Annotated in this window: 15 protein-coding genes and 1 pseudogene; 7 read left to right on the forward strand and 9 right to left on the reverse strand. The window is 65.2% G+C overall.

Features of this window, described 5'->3' with window-relative positions; translation table 11 throughout:
- Window positions 1–494: 494 nt before the first annotated feature.
- Window positions 495–722 (reverse strand): hypothetical protein, encoded by a 228-nt coding sequence (locus F3J19_RS29985; protein WP_167049718.1) that lies wholly within the window; start codon window positions 720–722, stop codon window positions 495–497.
- Window positions 723–1,077: 355 nt separating this feature from the next.
- On the opposite strand from F3J19_RS29985, the gene F3J19_RS29990 reads away from it, so the two are divergent.
- Window positions 1,078–1,587 carry a hypothetical protein gene (locus tag F3J19_RS29990; RefSeq protein ID WP_167049720.1) on the forward strand — a complete coding sequence of 170 codons (510 nt, stop codon included), beginning with the start codon at window positions 1,078–1,080 and terminating at the stop codon, window positions 1,585–1,587.
- Between the two features lie 71 nt (window positions 1,588–1,658).
- Here the strand turns inward: F3J19_RS29990 and F3J19_RS29995 are convergent, their stop codons facing one another.
- The 8 genes from F3J19_RS29995 to F3J19_RS30030 all read right to left on the reverse strand — a co-directional run bounded on the left by F3J19_RS29995 (window position 1,659) and on the right by F3J19_RS30030 (window position 9,336).
- A complete protein-coding gene (locus F3J19_RS29995; RefSeq protein WP_167049721.1) occupies window positions 1,659–2,456 on the reverse strand; it encodes a DUF4239 domain-containing protein in 798 nt (265 codons plus the stop codon).
- A gap of 85 nt (window positions 2,457–2,541) precedes the next feature.
- Window positions 2,542–3,357 carry a c-type cytochrome gene (locus F3J19_RS30000; RefSeq protein ID WP_167049723.1) on the reverse strand — a complete coding sequence of 272 codons (816 nt, stop codon included), beginning with the start codon at window positions 3,355–3,357 and terminating at the stop codon, window positions 2,542–2,544.
- Window positions 3,354–4,979: a b(o/a)3-type cytochrome-c oxidase subunit 1 gene (locus tag F3J19_RS30005; RefSeq protein ID WP_167049725.1), complete on the reverse strand. Its 1,626-nt coding sequence runs from the start codon at window positions 4,977–4,979 to the stop codon at window positions 3,354–3,356. Before F3J19_RS30005 ends, F3J19_RS30000 begins: the two co-directional genes overlap by 4 nt.
- Window positions 4,966–5,538 (reverse strand): cytochrome C oxidase subunit II, encoded by a 573-nt coding sequence (locus F3J19_RS30010; protein ID WP_167049727.1) that lies wholly within the window; start codon window positions 5,536–5,538, stop codon window positions 4,966–4,968. Before F3J19_RS30010 ends, F3J19_RS30005 begins: the two co-directional genes overlap by 14 nt.
- A gap of 2 nt (window positions 5,539–5,540) precedes the next feature.
- Complete coding sequence (locus F3J19_RS30015) at window positions 5,541–5,714, reverse strand: hypothetical protein (RefSeq protein WP_167049729.1); 174 nt, start codon at window positions 5,712–5,714, stop codon at window positions 5,541–5,543.
- 35 nt (window positions 5,715–5,749) lie between these two features.
- Window positions 5,750–7,015 carry a cytochrome c gene (locus F3J19_RS30020; RefSeq protein WP_240159354.1) on the reverse strand — a complete coding sequence of 422 codons (1,266 nt, stop codon included), beginning with the start codon at window positions 7,013–7,015 and terminating at the stop codon, window positions 5,750–5,752.
- A 227-nt stretch (window positions 7,016–7,242) separates the two neighbouring features.
- Window positions 7,243–7,962, reverse strand: a complete 720-nt coding sequence (locus tag F3J19_RS30025; protein WP_167049733.1) for a c-type cytochrome — start codon at window positions 7,960–7,962, stop codon at window positions 7,243–7,245.
- 492 nt (window positions 7,963–8,454) lie between these two features.
- Window positions 8,455–9,336, reverse strand: a complete 882-nt coding sequence (locus F3J19_RS30030; protein ID WP_167049735.1) for a LysR family transcriptional regulator — start codon at window positions 9,334–9,336, stop codon at window positions 8,455–8,457.
- Window positions 9,337–9,430: 94 nt separating this feature from the next.
- Between F3J19_RS30030 and F3J19_RS30035 the strand changes: the two genes are divergently transcribed.
- The 6 genes and pseudogenes from F3J19_RS30035 (at window position 9,431) to F3J19_RS30060 (ending at window position 19,105) form a co-directional block, all read left to right on the forward strand.
- Window positions 9,431–10,858 (forward strand): MFS transporter, encoded by a 1,428-nt coding sequence (locus tag F3J19_RS30035; RefSeq protein WP_167049737.1) that lies wholly within the window; start codon window positions 9,431–9,433, stop codon window positions 10,856–10,858.
- A 191-nt stretch (window positions 10,859–11,049) separates the two neighbouring features.
- The gene (locus tag F3J19_RS30040) at window positions 11,050–11,730 is read left to right on the forward strand and encodes a response regulator transcription factor (protein WP_167049739.1); all 681 of its coding nucleotides are present in this window, start codon (window positions 11,050–11,052) and stop codon (window positions 11,728–11,730) included.
- A 131-nt stretch (window positions 11,731–11,861) separates the two neighbouring features.
- A pseudogene (locus F3J19_RS30045) lies at window positions 11,862–12,524 on the forward strand (response regulator transcription factor); the annotation flags it as partial.
- Window positions 12,525–12,809: 285 nt separating this feature from the next.
- On the forward strand, window positions 12,810–13,454 hold the full coding sequence (locus tag F3J19_RS30050) for a response regulator transcription factor (protein WP_167049741.1): 645 nt from the start codon (window positions 12,810–12,812) through the stop codon (window positions 13,452–13,454).
- A 264-nt stretch (window positions 13,455–13,718) separates the two neighbouring features.
- Complete coding sequence (gene aqpZ, locus F3J19_RS30055) at window positions 13,719–14,462, forward strand: aquaporin Z (RefSeq protein WP_167049743.1); 744 nt, start codon at window positions 13,719–13,721, stop codon at window positions 14,460–14,462.
- Window positions 14,459–19,105: a transporter substrate-binding domain-containing protein gene (locus F3J19_RS30060; protein WP_345891077.1), complete on the forward strand. Its 4,647-nt coding sequence runs from the start codon at window positions 14,459–14,461 to the stop codon at window positions 19,103–19,105. Before aqpZ ends, F3J19_RS30060 begins: the two co-directional genes overlap by 4 nt.
- Window positions 19,106–19,207 lie beyond the last annotated feature (102 nt).

A 19,207-nucleotide genomic window follows, 5' to 3' on the forward strand; every position in this document is an offset into this window, starting at 1 on the left:
CTGCACCCCCTAATGCCAATGAGAAATATTTATGGTCGAAAGGTCAAAGGCAACAACAAACCCGCCGTATACATCCGCTACGCGGGGGTTTGCGGGACGATGAAAAGTGTAAACAAGTGATCATCAATGGCGCTACTTGTTTACCTTGTGATCGGTGATGCCGCCTGACATCCGTGCTGAACATATTTGCAGGACTGTTTACACGCGAAAGGTGCTCATAATGGTTCTAAAACCTACTTCGCGTAATTTGTGTTGATTGAAGCCCGTGTGCCTTGAGCACACGGGCTTTTTCTTTACCCACGTGCCAAATTGTGACTGGATGGCGTTTTTACTCAACGACTACGTGAAAGAACGGCCCGCGCATATTCGCGTCACCCGTACTGGCTTGTGTTCGAAGAGATGAGCCGTCTATGTAAATCGCATACGGCTACACTTCTTCGCCCATTGAAAATCGCGTCATATCAAGGGCAGATAGCGTGGTGCTCTTCGAACCGTTAGAAGACTGGAACAACGGCATCGACGTGAATACCAAGGGTGTGCCTCACAGTATTGGCGCCTTCCTCTCCCGCTTTTGTCGAGCACGTTATTTCCCAAAATAATTCGATCAGTCGATCTGGAAAATAATAAAAAATAAAACCCAGAACTCCGCCAATTTCGGACACGGCTGATTCAATTTCAGTGCTGCTGCTGATAAAAAGAATTCCGAATGCGGTGCCGTTCAATCAGGCATCACCATCACAAGATTTTTTCGCGATACAGATCAGGGTTGCACGCAGAGTTGCATTAGAGCGCCGTCCGTTTGACAGCGCAATCCCCGGGTTCATGGGCACGTAGCCATCGCCGGCACGATTGCCAGAAGCGCTTGCACAGGCTAATCCCTGTGACCACATCCGTTCGATGATCGACGCTCGTTACGTCGGCCGCATTCGCAACGAAGATGGCAAGCGCATTCCAATAAAGCTCGCTCAATTAAAAAATGCAGTTATCTGTTTGCCATCTTGACAAAAGGCGAATGTCATTTCTCCTGCAATGAATATATCCCGTAATCGAACGTATAAAATTTATTTCGACAAAAATTTGAACGAAATCATGAACCAACCTTATAACTACACATATCACGCTCCAATCAATTCACCCCTGGATACCGAAGGGCTTCATGTGCTAAACGGCCGGGACGGCCTGGAAGAATTGCTCAGGCAGGCTCACAAAGACGCCGCCGCGCTTCAGGATGCCGTCTTGAGGCTGAGCGGCGAACTGCGCGCGGCGAAGATCGACGGTGAAATTGCCAACCGGAAGATCGAAGTACTCACGAGGCTGCAAGCCGAAGTCGTCGCGCTGCGCGGCGACGGCATCGGCACGGTCTCCGAACATGAACGCACCGATCAGCCCGTGGGCGCGACAGCCCGCCCGACAGCGGGAGGTACGCGAGGAGCGGGTCGCCGGGCGCGGATTCTATGGGGCGGCGTAGCGTTGCTGGTTCTGGCATCCGTCGCGCTGGTCGTTTTGCAGAAAACGAACGGGCCGTTGGTACACGACATGATGGACCGTGCGAAGACTTCGTTTCAGGGCACCGTCGATAAACCCTAGTACGCCAATCGAGCCGAGGTCTGCGTCGGCTCGTGCCGCTGCGTTTCGCGCGAGGCATCGGAAATGTCGCCTCACTTGCGCAGATGGTCGAGCGCTCCTCTGAGCGGCGCGCTCGAAATCATGATCGGCCCTGAAAAGGGCGTATCCAGATCGACGATCACGTAGATCGACGAAGCAATCGACACCGCCCCCAGCGTGATCGTGACGAGCGCGAGCGCATTACGCGGCGCGATCAGTCCGAAGCTCAGGAAAATCACGCACAGCCAGAACGTGAGCGTCGTGAAGAACGGCTGCGAGATCGAGCTGTGCGCCTCTTCGATGATTCGCCAGCGTGCGTCGACGACGCGCCGGTATTGCGTCAACGCATCCTCCAGCGTGCGTTGCTGCAGCGAATCGCGCGTGCGCAGTTGCCGCAATTGCTGTCCCACTGACGTCAGCATGTCGCCGAGCTGCTCGTTTTCGAGCGTGCCGGCGCTGTCCTGCGTGCCGACGCGCGGATAGTCGCCGCCCGGCGCCGGCTCGCCCGGCCACGTCGAGGCGATCGCCGCCGCCGTGTACTGGCGCAGCAGGCGTCGCGAGTCGTCGGTATCGTGGCCTAGCTCGCGCAGCGTCGTGTCGAATTCGATCAGCTCGGCGGCAAGGGTGCGCAGATCGTTCGCCGCAGTGTCGAAGCCCGATTTTGCCGAGGCCGTCATCAAGCCGAGCACGAGGGCGGCGAACGTCACGAGCATGCCGATCACGAGCTGGATCAGTTGCACGGTCTCGTGCGCCTTGTGCTCCTCAGGCAGCAGCGGCCGTACGCCGACGCCGATGCCGGTCGCGGCCAGCAACAGCACGAACACCAGCACGGCCGAACCGATTTCCGACATACGGAGGACACTCCCGAACAGGAATTGCGTTGCGACACCTTATTGATTTATCTCAAGCCGCACGCGCCAGCAAGCCGGTCGTGCGTTACGGCATCGCCGCATAGTACTTCGCGAGACTTTCGATTTCCTCGGGCGTCATTTGCCGCGCGACGTTGCGCATCTGCTCGTTGATGTCGTTATGCCGGTCGCCCGCCGCGAACGCGTGCAGCTGCGCCGCCAGATAAACCGCCGATTGCCCGCCGAGCCACGGCGCCGCGCCCTTGCGGTCGAGCTGTCCGTGGCAGGCCGCGCAGGGCGCGATATTGCGCTCGGGATCGCCCTGCATCGCGAGCCGCACCGCGTTCGCATCGGGCTCCGCGCCGGCGCGCGAAGTTGACGATGTCGCTTCGGCGCGCGGCAGCGAAGCATAGTAAGCGGCCAGATCGTGCAGATCCTGCTCGCTGCGCGGCGCGATGATCGCCTGCATCACCGCGCTCAGGCGCTGGCCGTTCTGATAGTCGCGCAACTCCTTGTAGATCACGTCGGCGTATTGCCCCGCGAGCGCGGGCGCCGTGACCGGCGGTGTACCGGACACGCCGTGGCACATCGAGCAGTTCTGCGTCGCGATCGTCGCGCCGCGGCCGATCGAATCCGCCGCCGCATGCGTGACTCGCTGCGGCGGCAGCACGACCACTTCACTGGGCACCGTTGCCGGGACGCTCCTGTCGCCGCTGTACCAGCTCGACGGCACGCCCGCCGCGCCGCAGATGCGCGCCCATAGATCGAGGCCGCCGAACGCGGTGCTCGCCGACGGCAGCCAGACGAAGCCGATCAGTATCGCGACGATCGCAATCGCGATCGTGCCGCCCACGCTCCATGTGAACCATGGATTGCGCAAGCTGAAGACGCGTTCCTCGTTCATCGCTGCGCTCCGATGACGACCGCCGGCACCGAAGTCTGCGGCAGCCTGAGCAGTTGCAGGATCGGCACGCTGTAGTTGACGACCGTGAGCCCGATCATCAGCGAGACCCACAGGCCGAAGCCGTTGAGCGCGACCGGCACGCGCTCGACCGGATGCGCGGCGGTCGCGAAACGGAATGCTTGCGGTTCGGTCGCGGGCCCGAACTGCGACTTCGCGAGGATATAGATGAACAGCCCCCCCGAGACGAGCAGGATCAGCCCGCCGACCGCCGACATGCCGACCCAGAACGCCTGCCCCTGCATGCCCGGCATGCTGTAGTCGTAATAGGCCATGCGGCGCGGCGCGCCGAGCAGGCCGACGTAGTGCCACGGCAGTGTCACGACCATCATGCCGATGAACCACAGCCACAACTGCGTGCGTACGAGCTTCGCCGAGCAGATCGCGCGGCCGGTCAATTGCGGCCACAGTTCATACGCGATCGCGAAGTACATGATGACGATCGCGCCGCCGAAGATCAGGTGGAAGTGCCCGGTCACCCACTGCGTGTTGTGCACGGTCGAGTTCAGCTGATAGCTCATGTTGATGAGCCCGCCCGCGCCGCCGAAGCCGAGCATCACGAACGAGAACGCGATCACGAGCATCATCGGATTGCGCCACGGCAACGCCGTGAGCCAGCCGAACGCTCCCTTGCCGCCACGCAGCCGGCCCGCGATTTCGACCGACGCGCAGATCGTGAACACGGTCAGCAGCGTCGGCACCGACACCATGCCGGTGAACACCGCGTGCAGGAACTTGAAGCCCGCGCCGACCTGCGGATCGGCGAACAGATGGTGGATGCCGATCGGCATCGCGAACACGAGGAACAGGATGAACGACACGCGTGCCATCGAGTCGCTGTAGAGCCGTCCGCCGATCGCGCGCGGCACCAGCGTGTAGTACGCGATATACGCCGGGATCAGCCAGAAGTAGACGATCGCATGTAGCGTCCACGAGAACAGGATGCGCGCGAGGCCGGCGTCGATCGTCTTCGTGAGGCCGAAGGCGACCGGCAGGATCTGGAACAGGATTTCGAGCGCCGCGCCGACCGCGGTCCACGCCCACAGATACGCGCCCGCCACGTTGGCGAACATCGCGAGCGGCACCGGCTTGCCCGGATTGGCGCGCTTCCAGATGCGCAGGTTCACGTGCATCAGCGCGACCCAGATCCACGAGCCGATCACCACGAGCACCACGCCGAGGTAGTAGAACGGACTGCCGATCATCGGCGGATAGAACGTGTAGAGCACCGAGGCCTCGCCGAGCGCGACCGGCACCATCGCCATGACCGCGCCGACGAGCAGGATGAAGAACGCGGCCCATGCCCACTTGAGGCCCGCGAGGCGCTGCGCGAGCGCAAGCTCGACGATCGCGTAGCCGAAGCCCATCGCGACGAGCGTCGGCAGCGCGTAGGCCATCACGGTGCCGTGCGCGGTCACCGAGCGGTAGTACAGCTCGGGGTCGCCGACCCACGGCAGGAACGGGCTGCGCGCGAGCATCTGCCAGGCGCCGAGCACGAGCGCGACGAGGAACAGCACGAAGGCGAGCCAGAAATGCGCGAGAACGAGTCGCTTAGCGTGAAACACAGCTGAGTCTCCGTGATTGTCGGGCCTGCTCGAAGAAGGCGGCTTTGTCGATCACTTTCACGTGCGCCCACATGGTCTGATGGCCGAAGCCGCAGAACTCGTGACACGGCATCGCGTGGTCGGCGGGATGGTCGAAATAGGTGTTCAGCGTCGAGACGTAGCCGGGCACGATCATCGTGTTGATGTTGGTGTCGTTCACGAGCAGGCCGTGCACGACGTCGGCGCTCGTCGTGCGGATCGTGACCGGCGTGTCGGCGGGCACGAGCAGGCACTGCGGCGTGAACGAGTACTGCTGCGCGACGAAGCGCACGATCACCGAGCCGTCGGGCTGGACCGCGCTGCCGAGATTGTCCTCGACGAATTCGCCGGACAGTTGCAGCCGCGCGGGATCGATCGTCTCGACGCGCGAGGGCGGCATCATCGCCCAGTGCACGCCGGAGAACACGATCACGGCGAGCAGCAGCACGATCAGCGCGCTGGCGAAGATGGCCCAGCGGCGCTCGGCGCGTAACGCGACCGCATGGCCGCTATGGGGTTGATGGCTCGATTCGGTCGACATGGTCAGTGGATGATGCCGCGCGGCAGGAACACCAGAAAGTAGAAGCCGAACCAGATCGCGATGACGATCAGCGTCGCGACGCCGGCGAGCGCGATCGCGCCATGCGGACCGGCGGCGACGATGCGCTCGACTTCGGCGTCGGTGGGCGGCGCGTCGTGGGTGTCGTTCGCTTCCATCTTGCGGTTTTCTCCGTGTTGTCCGGGGCGGCGCGTCAATGCAGCGGCGCGTTGCGCAACGCGTTGACCTCGCGGGCCGTCACCGGCAGCCCGTGATTGCCCCACGCGGTGCGGATAAAGGTGACGACGGCGGCCGCCTCGGTGTCGTTCAGCTCCTGGCCGAACGGCGGCATGCCGTAGGGCTCCGGATTGCGCTTCGTGCCGGGCGGGAAGCCGCCGTTGAGCACGATGCGGATCGGGTTGACGGCCGAATCCATTTCGATCGACTGGTTGCCCGCGAGCGGCGGATAGTGCGGCAGTTGTCCCTCGCCGTTGGCGCCGTGGCAGAGCGCGCATTTGTCCGCGTAGATCTGCTTGCCGAGCGCGAACACCTGCGCGTCGGGCGTCGCGCTCGGGCCGCTCTTGCGGCCGCGATTGTCGGGCAGCGACTTCAGATAGACGGCCATCGCGCGGATGTCGTCGTCCGACAGATACTGCAGGCTGTGATAGGTGACTTCGGCCATCGGACCGTAGACCGCGCCGCGCTTCGAAATGCCGGCCTGCAGCAGATCGACGATGTCCTCGATGCTCCAGTCGCCGAGGCCGCCGTCCTTGTCGGACGTGAGCGACGGCGCGTACCAGTTCTGCACCGGAATCAGCCCGCCCGCGAACTGCTCGCGCTGCGACGAGCCGCCGAGCATGTTGATGCGCGTATGGCACATCGAGCAGTGTCCGAGCCCTTCGACGAGATACGCGCCCCGGTTCCACTCGACCGACTGGGCCGGATCGGGTTTGAACTCGCCCTCGTGGAAATACAGCGTGCGCCAGCCGTACAGCAGCTCGCGCTGGTTGAACGGAAAGCGCAGCGTGTGCTTGCGGTTCGGTTCGCGCACCGGCTCGACGGTTCTCAGGAATGCGAAGATCGCATCGGAGTCCTCGCGCGTGACCTTCGTGTATTGCGCAATCGGCATGGCCGGATAGATCAGCGTGCCGTCGGGCTTGCGGCCCGTGCGCATCATCTTGAAGAAGGCGTCCTCGCTCCACGTGCCGATGCCGTATTGCGGATCGGGCGTGATGTTCGGCGAATAGAGCGTGCCGAACGGCGTGTCCATCGCGAGGCCGCCCGCGAACAGCTTGCCGCGCGGCGCGGTGTGGCAGGCGATGCAGTCGCCGGCGCGCGCCAGATACTCGCCGCGCTTGACGAGGTCGGAGCGGGGGGCGGCGGTGGGTGTGGTGACCGCGGTGGTTGCGGTTGTCGTTGCGTTGGCGGCGGCGGGCGTGGCTTGCGGCGCCGCGGCATGGGCCGTGGTGATCAACGGCATGGCCGGCAGATCGACAAGCAGGCCAGCGCCGCTCGCGATGAGGCCAGCTGCCAGCGAGCCGGCCGCGAGCGATCTCATTGTGTGGCGCGGCTTGCCAAGGCGCGTGACGAAACGCGGAATGGAACTCGACCCGGAAGAACTCAACCCGGATCTCACACCACGATCCGAGCCGAAGCCCAGCCTCGCACCCAGCGAGCGCAGCCAATCCGGCGAACGACGTATCGGCTTCATTGCGGCTGGCTCCCACAGGCGAGCGGCAGCGGCCCGGCGGCCGTCGGCGCGGGCCGCGGATCGGCCGGACGCGGCTGGCGCGCGAGCCAGCTCGACACCGCGGTGATGTCGCGGTCGCTCAGCTTGACCGCGATCGTATGCATGCAGTCCGGCGCGAGCGCGTGACGCGTGCCCGAGCGCCACGTGCCCATCTGTCCGGCGATATAGCTCGCATGCAGGCCGAGCAGGCCTGGAATGCCCGGCTGCGTGCCGGTCATGCGCGCGCCGTGACAGGCGATGCAGGCCGGTATCTTGCGCGCCGGGTCGCCGTGCCGCACGAGCCGCTCGCCTGCGGCGAGCACCTCGGGCGATACGTTGCCGTGATCGGCCTCGGGATAGGGCGGTTGCAGATCGGCGAAATACTGGCTGATCTTGCGCAGATAGTCGTCGGGCAGAAACGCGAGCAGATAGCCCATCGGCGGATAGGTACGGCCGCCGTCGCGAAACGCGGTGAGCTGGTTGAACAGATAGTCGGCGGGCTTGCCCGCGATGCGCGGAAAGTAGTCGTTGTTCAGGCCCTGGCTCTGCACGCCGTGGCACGAGGTGCAGGCGCGCACGCGCTCGTCCATCGCCGAGGGCATCGCGCCGGGCACCTCGGCGGCCGCGAGCGACGCACCGCTGCCGAGCGCGTACAGCAGAAATAGCAGAACTGAAGATCCGATGGTTCTACGATGCACGCGAGGCCTCGTCAGGGGAACGTTCTTTTCTCACGATCGATTTTTCATACGCGTTCGCGGGCTCTCAGGCGAATCCGGCCGGCGGCGCATGACGGACCATCGTGTGTTTCCTGCCCGTTGTTTTAAGGACTGCTTGAACAGCGAGGCGGAACCGGTTTGTTTGGCATCGCGAAGTATCGATTCGCGATGGCGATGCACTTGCATGGCGACAACGATGATGCACGCTGAATACGCCGAGGACGGCTGCTGCCGCACTGAGCATGAGCAACGCATTCAAACGGCTGCGTGGAGTCGGGCCAGGACAGCGCGCACAGGTTGCAGCAATTCAACAGGAGCGTCAATCGCAACGGCCGACGCTTCGACGGATTCTTGAGCTAGATCAAACCATGCTATGCACGATGCAACGCAATTTCAATGTGCGGGCGCACAGCGTCGCTTGGGCGATGCGGGTTGGTATGCGAATGTGATCGTCCGATGTTGGCGCGTGACGTCTTATGCGAAGAGCCGCATCAGCGCCGTGCGCGCATTGCTGACCCGTTCGCTTTCGCCGGGCCGCCCCGGCAGCAAATGAAACTCGACCGCGGGCAGCGCGGGCAAGCCCGTGTTGGCCGGGCAGGCCACCACGCCGTTGCCGGTCGACGATTCGTTCAGGCACGAGATGCCGAGCCCCGCCTTCAGCGCGAGTTGCAGACCCGCGACGCCCGAGGCCGAATGCGACACCACGTAGGCCACTTTGTGCTCGTCGAGCAGCTTGACGACGAAACGCTGCAACTGGCATGTCGACGGCAGCAGCACGAGGTGAAACGGCGCGGACGGTCGCGGCGCGGCATCGGCGGCGCTGACCCACAGCAGCTTTTCGCGCCTCACGACCGTGCTCGCCGGTGCGCCGCCGCGCGTGCGCGTCTGGCCGGTGACGAGCCGCGCCGACAACCCGATGTCGAACGAGGTGTGATCGTCGGCGCCGCTGTCGATCACCGCGCTCGGCTGCACCGTGACGTGCAGCCTCAGGCGCGGGTGCTGCTCGGAGAAGGCTTTCAGAATGCGCGCGATGTCGTGCGGCCGGTAATAGTCGGTGATCGCGATGCGCAGTTCGCCGTCGAGCGAGCGGCCCTGCAGGTCGTCGAATGCCGCTTCGCTCATTGCGATGATGCGCCGTGCATGATCGAGCAGCCGCTCGCCCGCGGGCGTCGTGCTGACGCCCTGCTTGCTGCGCACGAACAGCGGCTGGCCCGCGCGTTCCTCGAGCTTCTTCAACTGCTCGCTCACCGACGACTGCGACAGGAACACGCGTTCCGCGCCCGCCGACACGCTGCCCGATTCGGCGACGGCGACGAAAGTCCGCAACTGCGTGAGGTCGAATCCGCGCTGGCTCATGATTCGGTATTTCCGATGATGACGATCTGATTTTCCGGCTTTTCCGATGGAAAGCCCAGCCGTAGGATACCTCTGAATTCTTTCGGAGGGTGGAATGGACAACGAATCTGCGGTGCCGCTGGGCGGTGCGGTCGAACGCGGCGCGAAGCATCGCTGGAAGGTGCTCGGCGTGGGCTTTGCCGCGAACGCGAGCTTTTCGGCGGCGTTCTCGGGCATTCCGACGACGGCGGTTTTTCTACGCTCGGGCTATCACCTCGGCAACGACGGGCTCGGTCTCGTGCTCGGCATGCTCGGGCTTGGCATTGCGGTCAGCGAGTTGCCGTGGGGGCTGTTGACCGACCGCTGGGGCGACCGCCGCGTGCTGCTGCTCGGCTTGCTGTCGACCGCGGCCGCGCTCGCCGGTCTTGCGCTATTCGTGTCGCCGGGCGGCGCGCAGGTGCCGGGCATGACGCCGCTCGCGCTTGGCCTGCTGCTCGTCGGCCTGCTCGGTGGCAGCGTCAACGGATCGAGCGGCCGCGCCGTGATGGCGTGGTTTCGAGAAGGCGAGCGTGGTCTCGCGATGAGCATCCGGCAGACGGCCGTGCCGGCCGGCGGCGGGCTCGGTGCATTGGTGCTGCCGGTGCTCGTGTCGCGCTGCGGTTTTGCGAGCGCGTATGCGGTGCTGGCGGTGGCGTGCGCGGTGACGGCGTGGTTTGCGTGGTGCTGGCTGCATGAGCCGGCGCATTTGCGCACGGAAGACGGGCAAAGGGCAGACGGCGCGAATGGAGCCAACGCGGCTAACGATGCTGGCGGCGCGGAACGGGCGCGCGGCACCCACGCCGCCCGCCCGGCTTGCCGGCAGGCTGCTGCTGCTGCTGCGGCGGCGGCGGCGCGGCCCAGCGTGCCGGCGGCGGTCTCGCCGCTGCGCGACGTGCGCATCTGGCGCGTCGCGCTGGGCGCGGGCGCATTGTGCGCACCGCAGATCGCCGTCATCACGTTCGGCACCGTGTTTCTGCACGACTTCGGCCGGGCCGGCGTGCTCGCGATCAGCGTAACGATGGCCGCCGTGCAAACGGGGGCCGCGATCGCGCGCGTGTGGAGCGGCACGTGGACCGACCGGCGCGGCAATCGCCGTGCGTATATGCGCGCCTGCAGTCTGCTCACCGCGGTGCTGTTCGCATCGCTCGCGCTTGCGACGGGGATCGCCGGTCTGCATCACGGCGCGCTCGCGGCACTGTTCGCGCTGATGATCGTGCTCGGTGGTGTGAGTGCGTCCGCATGGCACGGCGTCGCGTTCACCGAACTCGCGACGCTCGCCGGCACGAGCCGCGCGGGCACCGCGCTCGCGATCGGCAACACCTGTGTGTTCCTCACGCTGTTTGTGACGCCGCTCGTGATTCCGCCTCTGCTGTCCGTGGGTTCGTGGCCGATGGTGTGGGCGGTCGCGAGCGCATGCGCATTGATCGCGCTGCCGGTGCTGCCGCGCGCGGCCTCGGCACGCGCGATGCCGACGGCGCGCGCCTGCGATGTCGCCGGATCGTGAGACGCCGGAACGCGAGTCTCACGATGTGCTTTTGAAGCGGATTCGGAACGGTCCGATTGTCGCGCGATGGTGGCGATGATCTGATAGCCGATTCGGCACGTTGGCGCGCAGCGGGAAGCGGCCCGACACGCGCGGCGCAACCAGGCGTTTGCCGCGCGAGCCCATCACCGCTACGACATGCGAGGTCCATCGTGACGACTCTCCGAATCATCCTGGCTGACGATCACCCGTTCATTCTGCTCGGCTTGCGCTCCACGCTCGCGATCCGAACGGGTGTCGCGGTCGTCGGCCAGGCGCACACTCCCGCCGCGTTGATCGCGCTGCTGCAAAGCACGCCGTGCGACGTGCTCGTGATCGATCTCTCGATGCCGGAACCCGCCGGCACGCTCGAAGACGGACTCGGCCTCGTGCAGTGCATTCGCCGCGACTGGCCGGCGCTGCGCGTGGTCGTCGCGACCGCGCAAACGGATCTCGACGTGCTGCGCGCACTCGTCTCGGATGACGCGGTGAGTGTGTTTTCCAAAGCGGACCCGCTCGACGAGCTTGCCCAGGCGATTGCGCGCAGCGCGGCCGGCGTGCGCTATCTGGGCCGCTCCGTCGTCGCGGCGCTTGGCCCCGTGCCGGACGACGGGAATGCACCGGCGTTCGCGCCCGAGTCGCAATTGTCGGGATGCCAAAGCGAAATCCTGCGCCGGCTCGTGTGCGGCGAGTCGATCGGCGAGATCGCGGTGGCGCTCGGCTGCCATCGCCGTACGGTCACGCGGCAAAAGCGCGCGGCGATGGAGCGGCTCGGCGTCGCCACCGACCCCGATCTGCTTGCGCATGTGCGCGCTCACGGCATGCCTTGCCTCGAATCGGATCAGCCGGCGTAGATGCGCGAAATCGTTCGCGCCATTTCAGAGCGTTCTTATATGTATCGCCGCCGAAATCCTCAATCATTTCGAAGATGCCGTTCACACGGAATCAGGCATCACGAAACGAACGTAAGAGGGAGCGTGAGACGATGAACTCCATTGCTGCGACAGGCATGCCGGTTCGAACCATTATCGCGGACGACCATCCGCTGGTTCTGCTGGCTATCGAGCACCTGATCGGCAACTATCCGGATCTGCAACTGGTCGGCCGCGCGGCGGACCTCAACGAGCTGTTCCGCCAGGTCGATCGCAGTCCATGCGACCTGGTGCTGATGGACCTCTACATGCCGGGCGCGTTCGACGGCGGCGGTTTCCATGCCGTCAGGCTGTTCAAGGAGCGCTACCCGAATGTCGCGCTCGTGATCCTCACGATGGAAACCGAGGCGTCGACGTTGCGCAGGCTGATGTCGCTCGGCGTCGACGGACTGCTCAGCAAGCGCGACCGGATCGATCTGATTCGCGTGGCGGTGGTGACGGCGCTCGCGCGCGAGTGCTACGTCGGGCCCGCAGTGCGCGCGCTGCTCGCCGACGTCGCCATGAGCCAGCAGCGCGACATCGTGCGCGCCACGCTGTCGCGCCGTGAACTCGAGGTGTTCACCCAATATGCGGCCGGCTCCGGCGTCACCGAGATCGCGGCGCGGCTCGGGCGCAGCGTGAAGACGATCAGCGCGCAGAAACGCATGGCGATGCGCAAGCTGGCTCTCCATAGCGACGCGGAACTGTTCCGCTTTGCGTTCGAGCACGGCGTGGTGTCCGAGTGGCCGGGCCGGGGCTTCGAGTACGGGCCTGGCTATGGCGGCGAATATGGTCACGGATATGGCCACGAATATGTCCATGAGCATGGCACGGTCTACGGTCGCGCCGGCGACCCCGAACCGGACTGGCAGCAGGACGAATACCCCGGCGACCGGCAGGGCGACGGGCAGGAGCGCTGAGCGGCGGCGATGTGCCGCGCAGCCGCGCGGCACTGGCATCACTATCGGCATGACCCGGGGAGCACGTTGCGTGCGGGCGTGCCGATGACAACACAACAACGGATGGCAAACAAGATCCAAATTGTCGTGGCGGACGATCACGACTGCATTCGCGCAGGCGTCAGACATCTGCTGCACACGCGACCCAATCTCGAAATCGTCGGTGAAGCGGCCGATGCCGACGCGCTCGAAAAACTGCTCGACACTTGCGCGTGCGATGTCGTCGTCTCGGACATCGGCATGCCGGGGCTCGACGGCAGTGGCAACGCCGTGCCGCTGTTGCGCCGTGTGCTGAGGCGCAAGCGGCATCCGCGCGTCGTCGTGCTGACGATGGTGAACCGCGCGCCGATGCTGATGGGCCTGCGCAGAATCGGCGTGACCGGCATCGTCGACAAACGCGATGCCGCGGCGACCTTGATCGATGCGATCGAAGCGGTCGCCGCGGGGCGGATTCATCTGTCGCAGCAGGTGCGCGCGGTGCTCGAAGCGGCGCAGCCGGACTTGCAGCTGGATTCGGGCACGCTCAGCGCGCGCGAGTGGGAAGTGTTCCAGCTCTACGCGCATGGACTCTCGGTGCATGAAATTGCCAGGCGCTTGCGGCGCAGCGGCAAGACCATCAGCACGCAGAAACGCAGCGCGATGCGCAAGCTCGGTCTCGAAACCGAAGGCGATCTCGTCAACTACGCGAGTCAGATCGGATTGATTTGACGATGTTTGACGTATGCGCGCAGCGTCTCGTGACAGCCCAATTCAGATTGCTCCTGGTTTTAAGAATATTCTGATTGGTCGTGGGTAGGCACCATTCAATAATGTCGAACCCGTCACGGTGTTATTCACGACTCGTCAAGCGTTGTGAGTAGCGCGGCGTTTATTTCGCCATCCTGATAGAAGGCGGTGAGGGATATCAATGCAGAGGTTTTCGTGCTGTCCGGCGGCGCCCTCTGCCCTGTATCGACACGAATGGGAGAGGGAATGGTCGCGCTAGGTAAGCGTCTGTGGGCCGAAAGCGTGGGCACCGCATGGCTCGTGTTCGTCGGGTGCGGGAGCGCCGTGCTCGATCCGGGCGGGGTGCTGCAAGGCAGTGGCGCGCTGGAAATGTCGCTGGCGTTCGGGCTTGCTTTTGCGACCGCGAGCTATGTGTTTCGCGAGACTTCGGGCGCGCATTTCAACCCCGCGGTCACGATCGGCTTCACGGTCGCGCAACGCTTTCCGGTGCGCGACCTGCTGCCGTATATCGCCGCGCAACTCGTGGGGGCGACGCTTGCGGCGGCTTTTCTCGTCTACGTCGCGAGCGGCCGGCCCGGCTTCGAAATCGCCGCGAGCGACTTCGCGGCGAACGGCTTCGGCGCGCATTCGCCGGCGGACTATCCCTTGCATTCGGCGCTCGTCATCGAGTTCGCGCTGTCTTTCGTGTTCGTCATCGCTTGCCTGCTCGTCGTCGACCGGAAAGAGCTGGCGCCGGTCGCGCCGCTCGTGACGGGCGCCTGTTTGATGCTTGCCTATCTCGTGTCGATTCCGGTCACCAACGGCGCGGTCAATCCGGCGCGTTCGACGGCGCAGGCGTTGTTCGTCGGTGCCTGGGCGCTGGATCAGCTCTGGTTGTTCTGGGCCGCGCCACTTTCGGGCGCGGTCGCGGCCGGCGTTCTGTTCTCGTTGATGCACGGCAACGCCGATCCGTCCGCTAAGTTGGCCGATGAGCGGGGTGACGTCGCGTGAGCGGTTGTCGAGGGCAGGCGGCGTCGTTGCGCGTGGGCTTGCGTCATGCGGTTGCGCGTTACGCGAATGTGCGCCACGTCATGCCGGCAACGTGCGGGGCGCGTCGCTCGTTGTGGCGGCTGCTCGCGATATGTGTCGCGGCGTTGGTGTTTGCGACCGGCATCGCCAGGCCGTCTCACGGCGCGTTGCAGGCTCCCCGCGCATCGGCGTTGCCTCTCGCTTCCTTCACCACCGATTTCGCCGCGCATTCCACGAACTTCCCCGCCAGGCTGACCGTCGGTGTGCTCGCCGAAGGCTGGCCGCCGTTCGATATCGAGCAGGGCGGCCGGCTCACGGGGGTGAGCGGCGATCTGTTGCGCGCGCTTGTCGGGCCGAACGTCGTCATCGAGGCGAAGACGTTTCCCGATATGGCGCAATTGCTCGCGGCGGCGTGCGCCGGCGACGTCGATCTGCTGATCAGCGTTGCCCGCACGCCCGAGCGCGAGCGCTGCCTCAGTTTTACGGCGCCCTATTTCCGCGCGTTCGCCTCGGCGGTCGTGCGGCGCGACGACGACCGCTATACCAATCTGGCCGGACTCGCCGGCGCGCGGATTGCGATAGAGCACGGGTTCGCCCGCGAGCGTCTGCTGCGCGAGGGGTTTCCGCACGCGGCGCTCGTTCCGTTCACGACCACGCGCGAGGCACTGGCGGCGGTTCTGCGCGGCGACGCCGATCTCTACATCGGCTTCACGCCGGTCGTGCAGTTCGAACTGGCGACCGACGAGTTTCGCGGCCTGCGCGTGGCGTTCGAGCAGGGCGGCAAGGCACTCGACTTGCGCTTCGGCGTGCCGCTCGACCGCATTGCGTTGCGCGATCGTCTGAACCACGCAATCGCGTCGATGAATCCCGCCGAGGCCGCCGCGATTCGCGCGCGCTGGCTTTCCGGCAACTTCGGCGCCGCGCCCGAGCCGGCCGAGCCCGGCTTCACGCTGACGTCGCAGGAGAAGAACTGGCTGCGCTCGCTGCCGCCGTTGCAGGTCGGTTTCGACGGCGACTGGCCGCCGTTCAGCTATATCGACGACGCGGGCCGACCCGTCGGTCTCACCGCCGACTACCTCGCCTATCTGAGCAGCACGCTGGGTGTCGTATTCAACCGCGCGCGCATGACCGACTGGCCGTCCACCGTCGAAGCGTTCCAGCGCGGCGACCTCGCGATTCTCTCGACGGCGTCGCGCCATGGCCCGCTTCTCGAAGGCGCCGAGCATAGCTGCGTCTACGAGCGCGATCCGCTCGTGATCGTCGGACGCAGCGGTGCGCCACCCGCGTGTTCGTTCGGCGATTTCGCTTCATGCCGCATCGTCATTCCCTCGCATGTGGCCGGCTCGCTGCCGCTCGCGTTCGCAGCCGTACCGGCCGGACACATCGCCGTCGCGGCGAGTCTCGGCGATGCGTTGCGCAAGGTCGCGAGCGGCGAGGCCGACATCCTCGTCGGCAATGCGGCCGCCATCAATGCGCAACTCCAGCAGCGCTATGCGGGCGTGCTCGCGGTGCTCGGCACGCTCGGCGAAGCCGATTCGCTGTATTTCGCGGTGCGTCAGGACTTGAGTCCGCTCGTCAAACTGATCGACCGCGCATTGCAGGCGATGCCCGCTGCCGAAAAGCAGCGTATCCGGCAGAAGTGGGTGAGCCCCGTTGCCGCCAACGAGAGAGTCTGGAGCGTGACCGCAATGCGCTTGCTGCCGGTGCTGATCGGTATCGGCGTCGTGCTGCTGGTCACGTTGCGCGCCTATCTGCTGCTGCAACGCGAAGTCAGGTTGCGCAAGCAGACCGAGCGCGAACTCGCGCTGCAACTGAACTTTCAGGAGACGATGATGAAGACGGTGCCCTATCCGCTCATCGCGAAAGACTTGGATGGGCGCTATATCGCGATCAACGAGGCCTATGAAAAAGCGTGCGGGAAGCGCCGCGACGCGGTACTCGGGCGCACCACGGCGGAAGTGGGAACCTGGGGCGGAGAGAACAGCCGCAAGCTCGACGAGATGACGCGCGAGATTCTCCGCGGCGGCAGTCTCGCGAAGGTCGAACTGCAGTTCGAAGACGAGGCAGGCGAGACGCGGCACGGCTTCTTCTGGACGAGCGTTTGCCGCGGCAGCGACGGCCAGCCGGTCTGCGTGCTCGGCACGATGGTCGACGTCACCGACATCCGCCGCGCCGAAATGCTTGCGCGCGAAACCGAACGGCGCCTGTTCGACGTGACGCGCTCGTTGCCGGCCGTCGTGTTCCAACTGCGGCGCAGTCCGGCCGGTGCGTATTCGTTTCCGTATGTCGGCGGCGACACGCGGCATCTGCTCGGCGACGGCGAGGTGTCGCCGGGGCCGCATGGCTGGGGTGATTTTCAGCGTGTGTCGGCGCAAGACCGGCCGCTCGTGCTGGCCGAACTCGAGCGCTCGGCGCGGTGCGAAACGCCGGTGCACACCGAGTTTCGCCTCGATAGCGGTGGCCAGCCCAAGTGGGTGCGCGCCGAACTGGTGCCGCGCCGCGAAGCGGACGGCGGTGTCGTCTGGAGTGGCTACTGGGTCGATGCGAGCCTCGAGCACGCGCGCTCGGAGGAACTCGCGCGGGCGCGCGATCTGGCCGAGGCGGCCGCGCGCGCGAAAGACAGCTTCTTCGCGATGATGAGCCACGAAATCCGTACGCCGATGAACGGTGTGCTCGGTCTCGTCGAGGTGCTGGAGCGCACGCCGCTCAGCACGGACCAGAGCGAAATGCTCGGCATGATCCACGAGTCGGCGGGCGCACTGCTGCAGATTCTCGACGATCTGCTCGACTATTCGAAAATCGAAGCGGGGCGGCTGACGCTCGAAGCGGAGCCGATCGATCTGCGCGAACTCGTCGATAACGCGGTCGGCCTGCTTGCGGGACGAGCCCATGAAAAAGGGCTCAAGGTGCGCGTGGAAATCGCCGCCGAGGTTGCCGCGACGTTGCGCGGCGACAGCGTGCGCCTGCGGCAGATTCTCTTCAATCTGCTCGGCAATGCGATCAAGTTCACGACGAAGGGCGAGGTCGGCGTGAGCGTGTCGGTCGCCGCGCACGGCGGCGGGTCACGTCCATTGTCGCGCCCATTCGCGGAGACATCTGCGCAAACGCTCGAAATAAGCGTGCACGACACCGGCATCGGCATCGCGCCGGACGTGCAGGCCAGTCTGTTCGAGCCGTTCGTGCAGGCCGAATCGTCCACCACGCGGCGCTTCGGCGGCACGGGTCTGGGGCTGACGATCTGCCGCAAGCTGATCGAACTGATGAACGGTACGCTTGCGCTGCGCAGCGAACCCGGTCGCGGCACGAACATGATCGTGCGGCTCACGCTATCCGTCGTCGCGCAACGCTATTCGGTCAACGGTTTGCGTGGCAAGCGCGGCGTCGTGATTGCCGGCGACCCGCGTGTCGGCCTTGCCTTGACGCATTTCGGCAAGGCGCTCGGGCTCGAGTTGCATGCCATCGTGCCCGAAGCGGCACGGTTGCGCGCGCCTGCCGCGCTGGCCGGCGTGGACCTGCTGTTCGTCGGCGAGGACGTGGTGCTGCCGGCGGCTATCGGCGCGAATACGCGCATCGTCACGCTGACCGAAAAGTCGAAGCCGACGGGCTACCGCATTCTCGACGACAAGGTGCGCGTGAGCATCAATCCGATTTCGTGGCGCGGTCTCGGCGCTGCGTGCGCCGCTGCGCTGACCGGACTCGCCGCGCTCGTGCCGCGCACAGCCGGTGTGGCGCATGCGCCCGAAGGCGTCGCGACGCCACCCGATCGCGCGCGGGCCATCGCGAACGGAAGGCTGATCCTTGTCGCGGAAGATCACCCCGTCAATCAGGAATTGATTCGCCATCAACTGGCTTTGCTCGGGTTCGCCTGCGACGTCGTGAACGACGGCGCGGAAGCGCTCGTCGCGCTCGAACACACGCGCTATGGCTGCCTGCTCACGGATTGCCATATGCCGAATCTCTCCGGCTACGAGCTGACGCGGCGCATCCGCGAAGCGGAGGTGGCGCGCGGCGGCGCGCATCGTCTGCCGATTCTGGGCATCACGGCGAACACCGCACCCGACGACCTCGACCTGTGCCGCGAGGCCGGCATGGACGACAGCCTCATCAAGCCGACCCGGCTCGCCACCTTGCGCGACTATCTGAGCCGCTGGTTCGGCACCGACAGTGCGTGGCAGGGGCAGGCCGCGCCGGCCGACGCGGTTGTGGTCACAGGGGCGACAGCGGAAGCGGTAGAGGCCCCCGAAGGCCCGACGGTTCAACCGGGCCTTCGACGACAGGAGCCGTTCGTACCGGTCGACCTCGCACACATGATCCAGCTGTGGGGAAGCGAATCGACGGTGAAGGCGTTGCTCGACTCGTTTGTTTCGTCCACGCGCGACGATCTGCAATCGCTCGCGTTGCTGCTCGAACGTGCCGAGGTCGCGCGCGTGCGGCAATGGCTGCATCGGGTGGAGGGCGCGGCGAGCGTGTTGCAGTATCCGCCGCTGATGCAGCTGCTCGAAACATATCGTCACGGCATTGACATAAAGACGTCCGAGCGTTTGCGCGACGAGGGTTTTGCGTTGATCCGCGAGTGCGAGGCGCTCATGGACGGGATCGAACAGCAGGCGGCGTTGCTCGCGTAGCGTTTTGTCTCGTAAAAACGCGCGAATCAAACGCTATGGACGAAAAAAAACGCGGCCGAAGCCGCGTTAAAGATTTGGAGACGTCCTTCGATGAAGGAGTCA

The sequence above is a fragment of the Burkholderia sp. Ax-1724 genome (genome assembly GCF_011752995.1).
Classification (GTDB): Bacteria; Pseudomonadota; Gammaproteobacteria; order Burkholderiales; family Burkholderiaceae; genus Paraburkholderia.